Origin of the sequence: Mesorhizobium sp. M0815, assembly GCF_040319995.1 — a bacterium.
GTDB lineage: Bacteria > Pseudomonadota > Alphaproteobacteria > Rhizobiales > Rhizobiaceae > Mesorhizobium.
The window spans coordinates 63491-77356 of record NZ_JAMYOU010000004.1 but is presented as its reverse complement, the minus strand read 5'-3'; the positions used below and the strand labels follow the sequence as shown (position 1 = coordinate 77356).

Annotated in this window: 11 protein-coding genes; 6 read left to right on the top strand and 5 right to left on the bottom strand. The window is 64.0% G+C overall.

All coding sequences use genetic code 11. From position 1 onward, the window contains the following. Nucleotides 1-54 precede the first annotated feature (54 nt). The gene (locus NKI01_RS07265; RefSeq protein ID WP_352791931.1) at nt 55-1371 is read left to right on the top strand and encodes an NAD(P)H-dependent oxidoreductase; all 1317 of its coding nucleotides are present in this window, start codon (nt 55-57) and stop codon (nt 1369-1371) included. Nucleotides 1372-1632: 261 nt separating this feature from the next. On the opposite strand, the gene proC is transcribed toward NKI01_RS07265, so the two are convergent. Next, nucleotides 1633-2448 (bottom strand): pyrroline-5-carboxylate reductase, encoded by an 816-nt coding sequence (gene proC, locus NKI01_RS07260; protein WP_352962420.1) that lies wholly within the window; start codon nt 2446-2448, stop codon nt 1633-1635. Nucleotides 2449-3209: 761 nt separating this feature from the next. On the opposite strand from proC, the gene NKI01_RS07255 reads away from it, so the two are divergent. From NKI01_RS07255 to NKI01_RS07240, 4 genes are all read left to right on the top strand, one after another. Continuing rightward, nucleotides 3210-3860, top strand: coding sequence for a hypothetical protein (locus NKI01_RS07255; RefSeq protein ID WP_352592534.1), 651 nt, complete (start codon nt 3210-3212; stop codon nt 3858-3860). Between the two features lie 208 nt (nt 3861-4068). Next, entirely contained in the window at nt 4069-4968 is a 900-nt protein-coding gene (gene folD, locus NKI01_RS07250; RefSeq protein ID WP_352962417.1) for a bifunctional methylenetetrahydrofolate dehydrogenase/methenyltetrahydrofolate cyclohydrolase FolD, read from the top strand. A 16-nt stretch (nt 4969-4984) separates the two neighbouring features. Continuing rightward, the gene (locus NKI01_RS07245; RefSeq protein ID WP_352962414.1) at nt 4985-5983 is read left to right on the top strand and encodes a GlxA family transcriptional regulator; all 999 of its coding nucleotides are present in this window, start codon (nt 4985-4987) and stop codon (nt 5981-5983) included. A gap of 112 nt (nt 5984-6095) precedes the next feature. Further along, nucleotides 6096-7763, top strand: coding sequence for a vWA domain-containing protein (locus NKI01_RS07240; RefSeq protein WP_352962411.1), 1668 nt, complete (start codon nt 6096-6098; stop codon nt 7761-7763). Between the two features lie 48 nt (nt 7764-7811). On the opposite strand, the gene edd is transcribed toward NKI01_RS07240, so the two are convergent. The 3 genes from edd to zwf form a co-directional block, all read right to left on the bottom strand. Further along, complete coding sequence (edd, locus tag NKI01_RS07235) at nt 7812-9635, bottom strand: phosphogluconate dehydratase (protein ID WP_352482395.1); 1824 nt, start codon at nt 9633-9635, stop codon at nt 7812-7814. 73 nt (nt 9636-9708) lie between these two features. Continuing rightward, a complete protein-coding gene (gene pgl, locus NKI01_RS07230; protein ID WP_352482394.1) occupies nt 9709-10422 on the bottom strand; it encodes a 6-phosphogluconolactonase in 714 nt (237 codons plus the stop codon). Further along, nucleotides 10404-11873 carry a glucose-6-phosphate dehydrogenase gene (zwf, locus tag NKI01_RS07225; protein ID WP_023719411.1) on the bottom strand — a complete coding sequence of 490 codons (1470 nt, stop codon included), beginning with the start codon at nt 11871-11873 and terminating at the stop codon, nt 10404-10406. Before zwf ends, pgl begins: the two co-directional genes overlap by 19 nt. Nucleotides 11874-12147: 274 nt before the next feature. On the opposite strand from zwf, the gene NKI01_RS07220 reads away from it, so the two are divergent. Next, the gene (locus tag NKI01_RS07220; RefSeq protein WP_023719410.1) at nt 12148-12894 is read left to right on the top strand and encodes an SDR family oxidoreductase; all 747 of its coding nucleotides are present in this window, start codon (nt 12148-12150) and stop codon (nt 12892-12894) included. A gap of 67 nt (nt 12895-12961) precedes the next feature. On the opposite strand, the gene NKI01_RS07215 is transcribed toward NKI01_RS07220, so the two are convergent. Continuing rightward, the gene (locus NKI01_RS07215; RefSeq protein ID WP_352919759.1) at nt 12962-13762 is read right to left on the bottom strand and encodes an SH3 domain-containing protein; all 801 of its coding nucleotides are present in this window, start codon (nt 13760-13762) and stop codon (nt 12962-12964) included. Nucleotides 13763-13866 lie beyond the last annotated feature (104 nt).

The window sequence follows — 13866 nt, the reverse complement described above, 5'->3', positions numbered from 1 at the left end:
TGCCGTTCCCTGCTATTCCCGCTTCAAATCAAAAAAGCAGTGGACGTTTCCAGCATGACCAATGTCGCCTTGACTGGGCTTGCCCGGGATCTTGCCAAGCGCGCGGCGGAAGGCCGCCCGGTGCGCATCGGTGTCATCGGTTCGGGCGAGATGGGCACCGATCTGGTGACACAAGGCATGCTGATGCCGGGCATTTCGGTTTGCGCGATTTCGACCCGCCGGCCGCATACAGCGCGTGACGCCATCCGCATCGCCTATGGCGACGAGGCAATGGCAGCCGAAGCGGACAGCGCTTCGAAGGTCAGCCAGGCGATCGAGAGCGGCAAGATCGCAATCACCTCGAACGAGATGCTGGTCACCAATCCGCTCATCGATGTTGTCATCGATGCCACCGGCAAGCCCGGCGTCGCCGCCGATTTCGACCTGATGGCGATGCAGCACGGCAAGCATCTGGTGATGATGAATGTCGAGGCCGACGTCACTATTGGCTGCTACCTCAAGCAGCAGGCCGACCGGCTCGGCGTCGTCTATTCGGTCGGCGCCGGCGACGAGCCGTCGAGCTGCATGGAGCTGATCGAGTTCGCCTCGGCGCTCGGCTACACCATCGTCTCCGCCGGCAAGGGCAAGAACAACCCTCTCAACCACGACGCCGTTCCCGACGACTACCGCGCGGAAGCGCTGCGCCGCAACATGAATCCGCGCATGCTGGTCGAGTTCGTCGACGGCTCGAAAACCATGGTCGAGATGTGCGCCATCGCCAACGCCACTGGGCTGGTACCCGACGTTCCCGGCATGCACGGCCCCAAGGCCGACCGTGACGAGCTGGTCAAGGTGCTGATCCCGCGCGAGCAGGGCGGCATCCTGTCGAAGAAGGGCGTTGTCGACTATACCGTCGGCAAGGGCGTGGCGCCCGGTGTCTTCGTCATCGTCGAGGCGACTCATCCGCGGATCATCGAGCGCATGGACGATCTGCATATCGGCCACGGCCCCTATTACAGCTTCTTCAGGCCCTACCATCTGACCTCGCTGGAAGTGCCGCTGACGGCCGCCCGTATCGCGCTTTACGGCAAGCCCGACATGGTGCCGCTGCCGAGGCCGGTGGCCGAGGTCTGCGCCGTGGCCAAGCGCGATCTGGCGGCAGGCGAGACGTTCGACGCGATCGGCGAGACCTGCTACCGCTCCTGGACCATGACCGTCGAGGAGGCTCGCGCCCACCACGCCGTGCCCGTCGGCCTGCTCGAAGGCGGCAAGGTGCTGAAACCGGTGAGGAAAGGCGAATTGCTCACCGCCGACAATGCCGCGCCCGACCCGACGACCAGGCTATTCGCCTTGCGCCGGCTGCAGGACGAGATGCTGTATGGGGCGGGTTAGGTGCGGTGCAGAAACTTTGACGTCGGCGGGACAGCGCCCCTCTCTGTCCTGCCGGACATCTCCCCCACATGGGGGGAGATCGGACGTCACGCCGGCGTTCGCCAATCTCCAACATCGCAGTTCGTGAGCGGAGCGCCCAAACTGCCAATCTCCCCCCTTGTGGGGGAGATGTCCGGCAGGACAGAGGGGGGCGCGAAGGATCGCTACAGAGCGTTTGCTATTGCCCCTGAAACGCACGGCCGACCCACGCCTCGACAGCTGTTACTTCCCCAGCTCTACCGACCGCAGCCGCGCCGCTTCCACCGCCTCGGTGAGCAGGCGTGTCAGCCGGTCCTCGCCCATCAGTACTGCAAGGGCCGCAGCCGTGGTGCCGTTGGGGCTGGTCACCTGCTGCCTGAGCACGCCGGGCTCCTCGCCGCTTTCGGCGGCCAGCGATGCGGCGCCGTAGACCGTCTGCATGGCCAAGAGCTTGGCAGTCCTGGTCGGCAGGCCAGCCTTCTCGGCGGCCACGGTCAGCGCTTCGATGAAATGGAAGATATAGGCTGGACCGGATCCGGAGACTGCCGTCACCGCATCCATCAGGCCCTCGTCATCGATACCGGCCACTTGCCCGATTGCCGAAAGCAGGTCGGCGACAAGGCGTTTGGTGTCCTCGGAAACCAGCCTGTTGGAAAACACCACCATCATGCCCTTGCCGATAGCCGCCGGCGTGTTGGGCATGCAGCGCACGATCGGCGCGCGGTCGCCGAGAATGCCTTCGAACGTGGCGACCGGCGTCCCGGCGGCGATGCTGAGGAAAGTGGTTCGGCCATCGTTGAAGCGGATGTAGCCAGCCGTCACGTCGCGGATCACCTGTGGCTTGACCGCAAGGACGACGAGGGCCGGCACGGCGTCCGCCGGGATGACGCCGGCATCCGCGGCAGCAGCGCAGCCCAGTGCTTCGGCACGCTTGCGCAACTCGGCATTGGGCTCGACCACGAACACCGCAGCCGGAGCGAGCTTGCCGGCTTTCAGCCAGCCCGAGAGCATGGCGTAGCCCATATTGCCGCAACCGGCGAGAACAAGCCTGATCGTCATCGAAGCTCTCCATTCGAAAGGTTGGCTTTGCCATAGACGTTCATGGGCGGACGGGGAAGCCCCTCTCGGACCTTGATCAGGGGCCGGGTTATGTCGCCGCTTTCGCCGCCTGATCGGGCTCGGTCAGTCCTGACCCGATCACTCTGGACGGCCAGGTTCGGCCCATCCCAGACTAAAAACAGGGATTGCAGACGAGGTGGGAGCGATAGCCTGGATTCTCCAACAGCGCACCAAAGCCGACAAGAAATCCTCCCCAACCAAGCACAACTGCCACGGCAACGACGCCGACTCCCATAGCCATCTTGCAAGCCGCCACGGCCCCTGAAGAAAAGCGCCATGGGCGTATCAAAGCAAGGATTGCGGTCCCTGCCAGCAGACTAAGCAACGGAACTCCGAAGAGCACAGCGTGCATCTCCAGCATCAGCGCAAACGGAGTGTCTGGCGTTATCATACGGATAGCCTCCCCCGAATTCTGACGGTGTTCAAGATGGCGACTTCATGAACAATGGAACGTCTGCCTCCAACCCTAACCGACATCCCGCCATTTTTCGAGTGATCGACCAATCGCGGGCGACGAACTCGATGGCATTGTCTTAAGGCGGGAAACGAGGTCTCTCAGCCGACCAAATTAACCTTTTATTTCCTATGCCTGTTTAGCATCGCTTAACCAGTGGGCGGTCGCTACGTCCCAGCCCTAGGGGAAAGCTCCAGGAACCATGGCTTACAGGGATAATCGTCAACACCGGAGGAACGAGCTGTCCTTGCTGTCGCTCGTCGAGGCAGTGCGCGACGAGGACGAAGCATCGCTGGTTTCGCTAGAGGACCGTGCAGGCGCGTCATGGCGCGAGGATGCCGCCACACGGCATCGTCTCGCCCGGTCGCGCCGCGAGGCGCGTGCCAGTCCGATCCTGTTGGCAGCCGCCGGCACAAGCCAGCTCCATCCTGATGGGCCGGAGGCCGCCACCATACTGACGGAAGAGCCTGCAGCTGCCGATGTATTGTTCGACCCCGCTGGCTCCGTTGGCGGCCGCGATGCCGGTCCCGCTGAGGACAAAGCGTACCGGGCAGCGCGTCGGGGTCCGATCGGTACCGTGTTGTCAGCGCTGCGCAGGCTCATGCCCGGCAGAGCGCCGGAGGAGATGGCGTCCGGCGAGACTTCCGCCGCGACAAATTCCGGCGCAGCGATGCCGCCTGCCTTCGATCTACAGCCGCTCTATGCCGGACAGCCACCTTATCCGCAGCAACCCACGCCGCAGCATTCGGCCTATACTCAGGCCTGGTCGAAGGAGGCAAATCAGGTTTCGGAAGCCGCCGATCAGCAAAGCCAGATCGAGGAAATCCGTGCCAGCCTGCGTGAATTCCGCGAAGCGGTTCGCGAGCTCACCGAAAACCGCACGCGCCGCTATTTCTAAGCGTCGAATAAAACATGCCGGTTTCGAGTTAGCGGCATGGGACGGCGCATTGACGGGATTGCCCGGCTCGATTTTCGTGAAAATGCCGCGCTGCATGTCCGCCCGGCTGCGCATGGTTCTGGGCAACGACATGCATAAAAGGTATCTGGAGTACGCCGCGGGATGCTTTAACGCGGCAGGCTTAGGCGATCGGCGTCGAGGGTGGTTCATGGCTGAGTTGATTGACGGAAAAAGCGTCGCCGAAGACGTGGTGCGGCGGGTCAAGGCCCTGGTCGCCGAACTGGCGGAAAAGGGCGGACGGCAGCCCGGCCTCGCGGTGGTCATCGTCGGCGAGGATCCGGCGAGCCAGGTCTATGTCGCCTCCAAATCCCGCACCGCCAAGGAATGCGGCTTCCATTCGGTTCAGCACACGCTGCCGGCCGAGACCTCCGAGCCGGACCTGTTGAAGATCATCGGCCAGCTCAACGCCGATCCGGCCATCAACGGCATCCTGGTGCAGCTTCCGCTTCCCGGCCATATCGATGCCGGCAAAGTCATCCAGACCATCGCGCCGGAGAAGGATGTCGACGGCTTCCACTTCATCAATGTCGGCAAGCTCGGCACCGGCGAGTTCGAGACCGCCTTCGTGCCTTGCACGCCGGCCGGCTCGATGCTGCTGATCGAACGGGTGCGCGGCAAGGATCTGTCCGGCCTCAATGCGGTCGTCGTCGGGCGCTCGAACATCGTCGGCAAACCGATGGCGAATCTACTGCTTGCCGCCAACTGCACGGTCACCATCGCACACAGCCGCACCAGGGACCTGCCGGCGCTTGCCCGCACCGCCGATATTCTGGTCGCAGCCGTCGGCCGGCCTGAAATGGTCCGCGGCGACTGGGTCAAGCCTGGCGCCACCGTCATCGACGTCGGCATTAACCGCATCGCCGCACCTGAAAAGAGTGAAGGCAAGGCCCGCCTCGTCGGCGATGTCGAGTTTGCCGAGGCAGCGAAGGCGGCCGGCGCCATCACGCCGGTGCCTGGCGGCGTCGGGCCGATGACCATTGCCATGCTGATGGCCAACACGCTAGCTTCCGCCTACCTCGCAGCCGGGTTGAAACGGCCTTCCTTCTGACCAGAGAGCAGCGTCCTTGCCGAACCTCATTGTTCCCTTAGAACGGCCGGTCACCAATGATCCCGTTCAGGGCGGCCGGCAGTTCGGGTTTCTGCTGGTCGACAAGTTCTCCATGTTCTCGCTGGCCGCGGCAATCGACACGTTCCGGTCGGCGAACCGGCTGCTCGGCCGCGATTTCTATGGCTGGACGACGGTGTCGGCCGACGGCGATGCCGTCATGGCTTCCAACGGCCTGCCGCTCAAGATCGACTACGCCGTTGTCGATCTGCCGCCGGTCGATATCCTTTTCGTCTCGGTCGGGCTGACGACGGAATTTCCCGGCAAGAGCAAGGTGCTGGCTGCGCTGCGCAGCTGGGGTCGGCGCGGCAATGCGCTCGGCGCGCTTTCGGTCGGCTCCTATCTGCTTGCCGAGGCAGGCCAGCTCGATGGCTATCGCTGCACTATCCATTGGGAAAACCGCGCCGGGTTCCTCGAACGCTTTCCGGACATCAACTGCACCGGCAACGTCTTCGAGATCGACCGCAAGCGCTACACCTGCGCCGGCGGCACCACCTCGATCGACCTGATGCTGGAGATCGTGCGCGGTGATTTCGGCTCGAGCCTCGCCAACGGCGTCGCCAACCAGTTCCAGCATGAGCGCATTCGCTCGGCCGGGGACCGCCAGCGCGTCGGCCCGGAACGCGACCTGACCGGCAAGTCGGAGAAGCTTCGCCGCATCGTCGAGCTGATGGCCGATCATCTCGACGAGCCGCTGTCGGCGGTGCAGCTCGCCAAGTCGGCGGGCCTGTCGGTGCGCCAGGTCGAGCGCCTGTTCCTGCGCCATCTCAGTGTGACGCCCGGGCGCTATTACATGCGGCTCAGGCTCGAGCGGGCGCGCGAATTGCTGCGCCAGACCAACATGCCGATCCTCGACGTGGCAATCGCCACCGGCTTCACCTCGCATTCCTATTTTGCCCAGAGCTACCGGCTGCAATTCGGCCGGCCGCCTTCCGAGGAACGCCGCACGACCTATTGAGGGTTTGGCAGAGAGGCGACGCAGCTTCGTACTCCGTCCGGGCTTGTGTCGCGACGCGGCGTCAAATAGCGTTCCGGCGCCGAGCGGCGGCGACTGACGGGGGAGATTTTTGATGGCGGGATTTGTGCGGAGCGTCGCTGCGGCGGCCCTGTTGCTCTGGACGACGGGGTTCGGTTTCGCCGCCGATCGCGTCATCGTCATTCTCGATGCCTCCGGCTCGATGTGGGCGCAGATCGACGGCAAGCCCAAGCTCGAAATCGCCCGTCAATCGCTGCGGAACGTGCTGCAATCGGTCCCGGCCGATGAGGAAATCGGCCTCATGGCCTATGGCCATCGCGAGAAGGCCAGTTGCGACGACATCGAACTCATCGTGCCGCCGCAGGCAGGCTCGGCAAGTGCGATCTCAGCCGCGGCCGACAGCTTGAAATTTCAGGGCAAGACGCCGCTGACCGCCGCTGTCAAGCAAGCGGCGGAAGCATTGAAATACACCGAGGACAAGGCGACGGTCGTTCTCATCACCGATGGCATCGAGACATGCAGCGGCGATCCCTGTGCGCTCGGCAAGGAGCTTGAGGCTGCCGGCATCGACTTCACCGTCGATGTCGTCGGCTTTGGCCTGACGGCTGCCGAAGGCAAGCAGGTCGCCTGCCTGGCCGATAACACCGGCGGCAAATATATCGAAGCATCGGATGAAAAGGCATTGCAGGACGCCCTCGTCGAGACCGTTGCGCCGCCGCCATCCGCTCCTGAACCGGCTGCCGCCCCGCAGCCTGCTCCCCAGCCGGGGCCTGCCCAGCCGGCGGAGTCCAATTTCGTGCCCACCGTCGTGCTTGCCGAAGGTGGCGATCCCGTCACCGACGGCAATGCCTGGGAGATCTATAAGGCGAATTCCGACGGCACGCGCGGCGATCCCGTCGCCACCGAATACGGCGCCTACAAGGGCAATCTGGAGGCGGGCGACTATATCGTCGTCGCGCGCGCCGGCGAGGCCAAGGCCGAACAGAAGATCAAGATCGAGCCTGGCCAGGTCGCCAAGCCGCTCTTCACGTTGAATGCCGGCACGCTGGTTATCCACCCGCGGCCAAGCGAAGGGGCGGACGTTGACGGCGGCGCGGCGGTCGTGATCGCCTATCCAGGCGTCGACACCCTGCCGACCTACTATGGCGACACGAAAGTCGTGCTGCCGGCCGGCGACGAGAAGGTGACCGTCACGATCGGCCAGGGCGTGGTTACCGAGACGGTCCAGCTTGCCGCCGGCAGGGTCATCGACAAGGATATCATCGTCGGCGTCGGGCATGTCGTCGCCAACGCCTACTATGCTGCCGGTGGCGACAAGGCCGAGGGTTCTGGCGTCGGCTTCAAGGTGTTCCAGGCGAAAAAGGACATCGGCGGGACCAGGCAGGAGGTGACCTATGCCTACGGCCCCGACAGCAAGTTCGATCTGCCGCCCGACGATTATGTAATGGTCGCGACCGTCGATCTCGCGGTGGCCGAGCAGCCGTTCAGTGTCAAAATTGGCGAACATCAGGATCTGAAGATCGCCATGAACGCCGGCGTGCTGGCGATCACCGCGCCAGGGGCCTCGAAGATCGAGATATTCGAGGCCAAGAAGAACATCGATGGAACCCGCAAGTCGGTCGGCTACGCCTATGACCAGAAGTATCAGGCCACCTTGTCGGTTGGCGACTACGCGGTGGTTTCGGAGAAGTCGGACAGCAGCTCGAAGGAAGGCGCGGTAACGGTCAGGGCCGGCGCGCGAGCCGAGCTGACGGTTCAATAGATCCAAGGGAGAGCGGCCACCAGCCGCTCTTCCTCATGGCCGAAAAAGTCACGCCACGCCGAAGGCGCTCGCGCCATGGTCGGCGCGGCCCACCATCTGCCGGAACCCGGCGAAGAGCTCCCGGCCGAAGCCGAATTCATTGCCTATGAGGTCGCTGTCCGCGGGCCGGCGCAGTGCGAAATCGCCGGCCGGCACCAGCACCTCGAGCGTTCCGGCCTCGGCGTCGAGCCTGATAATATCGCCGTCATGAATCCTGGCGATCGGCCCGTCCTCCGCCGCTTCCGGCGTCACGTGGATCGCCGCCGGCACCTTGCCGGAGGCACCCGACATGCGCCCGTCGGTAACCAGCGCCACATGCTGGCCGCGGTCCTGCAGGATGCCGAGCACGGTGGTCAGCCGGTGCAATTCCGGCATGCCGTTGGCCTTCGGGCCCTGGAACCGAATGACGGCGATGAAGTCGCCGGTCAGCGACCCCGCCTTGAACGCCTCGTTCAGCCCTTGCTGGCTGTCGAACACCTTGGCCGGTGCCTCGATGATGCGCCGCTCCGGCTTGACCGCCGATGTCTTGATGACGGCGTGGCCGAGATTGCCTGAAAGCACTTTCAGCCCGCCGCTCGGCTGGAACGCCTTCTTGAACGGCGCCAGCACCTTCTCGTCGCCGCTCTGGCGCGGCGAGGCCTCGCGCACGACGCCGCCATCGGCGCCGAGCTTGGCCTCGACCGCGTAGGGGCGCAGCCCTTCGCCCCACACCGTCTGCACATCCTCATGTAAAATGCCTGCGTCGAGCAGTTCGCGGATCAGGAAGCCGAGCCCGCCGGCGGCGTGGAAGTGGTTCACATCGGCAAGGCCGTTCGGATAGACCCGCGCCAGCAGCGGCACCGCTTCCGAGATGTCGGAAATATCCTGCCAGGTAATGGCGATGCCGGCCGCCGCCGCCATGGCGATCAAATGGATGGTGTGGTTGGTCGAACCGCCGGTGGCGTGCAGGCCGACGATACCGTTGACGATCGAGCGCTCATCGATCATCCGCCCGGCTGGCGTGTAGGCGTTGCCGAGCGCTGTGATCGCCAGCGCCCGCTTGGTCGCTTCCCTGGTCAGCGCGTCGCGCAGCGGCGTGCCCGGATTGACGAACGAGGCGCCAGGCGTGTGCAGGCCCATGATCTCCATCAGCATCTGGTTGGAATTGGCGGTGCCGTAGAAAGTGCAGGTTCCCGGCCCGTGATAGGATTTGGATTCGGCTTCGAGCAGTTCGGCCCGCCCCGCCTTGCCCTCGGCATAGAGCTGGCGGATCTTGGCCTTTTCGTCGTTCGGAATGCCGGTCGTCATCGGCCCGGCCGGGATGAAGACCGCCGGCAGATGACCGAAGGTCAGCGCCGCGATCACCAGCCCCGGCACGATCTTGTCGCAGACGCCGAGATAGACGGCGGCATCGAACATGTTGTGCGACAGGCCGATCGCCGCGGCCATGGCGATCACGTCGCGCGAGAACAGCGACAGCTCCATTCCGGGCTGGCCCTGGGTTACGCCGTCGCACATCGCGGGCACGCCGCCGGCCACCTGGGCGATGCCGCCGGCCTCGCGGGCCGCGTCCTTGATCAGTGCCGGAAACGTCTCGAAAGGCTGATGCGCCGACAGCATGTCGTTATAGGAGGTGATAATGCCGAGGTTCGGCACCCGGTCGCCGCCAAGCGCCACCTTTTCGGAAGGACTGCACACGGCAAAGCCATGGGCCAGGTTGCCGCAGGACAGCACGGCCCGGTTGGCGGTGCGGTTCGAGGCTTCGGCGATGCGGCCGAGATAAGCCTCGCGACCGGGCCTGGAGCGCTCACGGATGCGCTGGGTGATGGCTTCGATGTCGCGTCTTGCGGTCATGGCGGTCGGTCCTTTCAGGCGAGGTCCCGCAAACACCTTCCGGCTGTTGCCGGGACCTGCAGCCAAGTTGAGATCAGGGTGCCCAGAAAACCTCTACGGGCTTTTGAGTTGCATCGAGCACGGCGCGAATGGGCTTTCGTGTTCCAACTCCAAGCGCGGCCTCGAATGCGGTGCGTTTTTCCGCGCCCTCGATATGCAGCGCGATGAAGCCGGCATTGATGATCCGCGCCAGTGACAGCGTCAGCCGCGGCTCGCCGGCGCTTGCCGCGTGAACCGGAAGCACGATCCTTTGCGACGACGGATCGAGCAATCTTGCCAGGTTGTCGGCATCCGGAAAGAACGAGGCGGTGTGGCCATCAGTTCCCATGCCGAGCACAACAACATCGAGGGGCCAGGGCAGCACTTGCAGCGCCTCACTGTCGGAGACCGCTGCGCCCGCGATAGTTGCCGCAGCGTGGTAGAGCGGCACGAAATTCGCGGCGGCGGCCGCGTTCTGCAGCAGGTTGGCGGCAACCAGACCGGCATTGGAGCGCGGCGACGAGGGCGGCACGAAGCGCTCGTCGACCAATGTTATCGTCACCTTTTCCCAGGCGATAGGAACGGTCGAAAGCGCCGCGAAGAATTTCGCCGGCGTCGTGCCGCCCGAGACTGCAAGCAGTGCCGTGCCGCGCTCGGCGATCGCCTTTGACAGGCGGCCGGCGACGTGGCCGGCAAGCGCTGTCGCCAACTCCTGGCGTCCGGCAAATTCGTGCCAGTTGTAGGCGCCGCCTAATTGCTCTCGTGCCATGTCCGCCCATCGCGTTCGATCAGCGCAATCGAGGCCGAGGGGCCCCATGTGCCTGCGGTGTAGCCTTGCGCCTCTTGCCTTCCGCTTTCCCAGGCGTCCTGGATCGGGTCGATCCATTTCCACGCAGCCTCGACCTCGTCGCGGCGCATGAACAGCGTCTGGTTGCCACGGATGACGTCCATGATCAGCCGCTCATAGGCATCGGGCGCGCGGCCGTCGAAGGATTGCGCAAAACTCATGTCGAGCGGGATCTGGCGCAGCCGCATGCCGCCCGGGCCCGGATCCTTGATCATGATGAACTGCTTGACGCCTTCGTCGGGCTGCAGCCTGATGACCAGTTGGTTGGCGGAGACCGGCCCGGCGCTCTCGCCGAAGATCGAATGCGGGATTGGCTTGAATTCGATAACGATCTCCGAAACGCGGGTCGCCAGCCGCTTGCCGGTGCGGAGGTAGAACGGCACGCTGGCCCAGCGCCAGTTGCCGATCTCGGCCTTGAGCGCAACGAAGGTCTCGGTGTTGCTGTTCTTGCCGAGTTCCTCGACATAGCCCTTCACCGGCCCGCCGGCCGAGGCGCCGGCACGGTATTGCCCACGCACCGTGTGCTTGGGCGCTTCGTTGCCGTTGATGCGTTTCAGCGCCCGCAGCACTTTCAGTTTTTCGTCACGGACGGCATCGGCGTCCATCGACGACGGCGCCTCCATGGCGACGAGGCAGAGCAGCTGCAGCATGTGGTTCTGTACCATGTCGCGCAACGCGCCAGCCTTGTCGTAATAGGTGACGCGGTCTTCCAGGCCGACCGTCTCGGCCACGGTGATCTGCACATGATCGACATTGGCGGAATTCCACAACGGCTCGTAGAGCGCGTTGGCGAAGCGCAGCGCCATCAAATTCTGCACCGTCTCCTTGCCGAGATAGTGGTCGATGCGGAAAATCTGGCTTTCATGGAAGTCGTCGCCGACCAGGTCGTTGAGCGCGCGCGCCGAAGCGAGATCGCGGCCGATCGGCTTTTCCAGCACGATCCGCGAATTCGGCGTGATCAGCCCGTGCTCCTTCAGCTTGTGCGAGATGTCGCCGAATAGCGCCGGCGCCACCGCCAGATAGAAAGCGCGGATGTGTTCGCTGTCGCCGATCGCCTTCTTCAGCCTGTCGAAGCCGGCACCTGTGGTTGCGTCGGCCGGGACATAGGAGAGCCGTGCGAGGAACGTTTTCAGTTCCGTGGCGTCGATATCTTCCGGTTTCACATGATCGGCAATCGCCTGCCTGGCGAAAGACTGGAATTCCTCATCGGTCATCTTCGAACGTGATGTGCCGATTATGCGCGTCGGCTCGGAAAACTGGTGGTCGCGCTGCCGGTGGTACAGTGACGGCAGAAGCTTGCGTTCCGACAGATCGCCGGTGCCGCCGAAAATGATAAAGTCGAAAGGGTCGACGGGGATGATCTGGCTGGTCATGGTCTGTCCGCTCTGACGCCGGTCGCGATAACGCGGCTGATATAATCTAATCGATTTAAACTTGCCAGTGTCATTGCGTCACATCCGCGTGTGCTCTTGACACCGGCTCTGGCCGGAGGCTTGTCGGCAAGCGATGCTTCCGGGAGCGTTCGCAGGTGCAGCATAGAGCGGGATCAAGGCGAAAGCCAAAGGAGAAATCGGCAATGGACACACATCTTTCGATGGCCATGGCCAAACGCGTCGTCGATCGTCTTCAACGATGAGTGAGAAAGGCATGCGCCTCCAAAACAAGGTCGCCATCATCACCGGCGCTGCCTCGGGTTTTGGCGAGGGCATGGCCAGGCGCTTTGCCGAGGAGGGCGCGCGGGTCGTTGTCGCCGATCTGAACGCCAAGGACGCAGAGCGCGTCGCCGGCGAGATCGGCGAAAAGGCGATCTGGACCCAGACCGACGTCTCGCTGCGGTCCGAATTCGACGACATGGTCCATGCTGCAATGAGCGCCTTCGGTCGCATCGACATCATGGTCAACAATGCCGGTTACACCCATCGCAACGGTGACATGCTGGAAGTCGACGAAGCGACCTTCGACCTGATCACGTCAGTCAACATGAAGGCAATCTACAACGCAGCACTTGCCGTGGTGCCGGCCATGGAGCGGCAAGGCGGCGGCGTCATCCTGACGACGGCTTCCACGGCCGGTATCAGGCCGCGGCCTGGTCTCACCTGGTACAACGCATCGAAGGGCTGGGCGATCACCGCGACCAAATCGATGGCGGTGGAACTCGCGCCAAAGAACATCCGTGTCAACTGCCTGTGCCCGGTCGCCGGCGAGACCGGCATGCTTGAGAAATTCATGGGCGCCGACACACCCGAGATCCGCGAGAAGTTCCGCGCATCGATCCCGCTCGGCCGGCTTTCGACGCCGCTTGACGTGGCCAATGCCGCGCTTTGGCTCGCATCGGATGAAGCAGCTTTCATCACCGGCGTGGCGCTGGAAGTCGACGGCGGCCGTTGCATTTGAACCCCTAGGCCATCCGGCGACAGGCGGCTGATGGCGAGCGATCCGAGCCGCGATCGCTCTGTCTGTCCTACGCCCCGGTTTTGACGTAGCTCTTGTAGACCCAGCCGCGCTTGCCGTTGTAGACGATCTGGCACCACTGCTTGCAACTCATCACTTGCACCGAGGTCTTGGCCGGCACGGTGAGAATGGCGGCCGCATTCTTCTTTGGGCCGGTGCGCATGGTGACGGATCTCAGGATGCGTCCGGTACCGGCAGTATTGGTTTTTCCGGATTTTGCCTTGGTGCTGTTGTCGTCTTCGCTCGCGGACTGCGTCGGCAGTTGCGGCTTGGGTGTGGGGATGGCAGCGGTCTGCGCACCGTCGGGCCCTGTGTTTTTCGTCGAGCTGCCGGGAGCCGCCACCTTGGCAAACAATGCCGCAGCGTCGGGTTTCGCTGCCGGATCGGCGAATGCCACCGAAGCAGACGATTTATCGGCCGCCTGATCGGTCTGGCTTGCCAGTTGGTCGGATGCTGCTGTGGCGGCGGCCGATGCCGTCTTTGGTCCCGTCCAGCGGGGATTGTTGGGAGCCAGCGCCGGTATGTCGGCTTCCGCCGCGGCCACCGCCGGGGAAACCGCGTCGGCCTTGCCCGTCGTCCGCGGCGCCGCAGCGACCTTGGAAGGCATGATCTTCGTCGTCTTGACCGGAATGGTCGGAACGGTCTGCTCAGGGCTCGCCGCCGCCTGTCGTTCATTGGCCGGCAAGGCCAGCCACAGCGCCACTGCGGCAACGCCGAGCAGTGCTGCCGTGCCAAGCGCAGCGATCACGAGATGCGCGTTCGACCGGACCCCGTGCCAGAACGTCGGCCGCATATCGTAACCGAATTGCATCGCAAGGCGCCGTCGTTCCGGCGCACCGAAACTGAAGGGCTCTCTCACACTTGCCACCTCCATTTGCGGGCCGATGTTCTCACGACCGATGCCGGAGAGCCGGC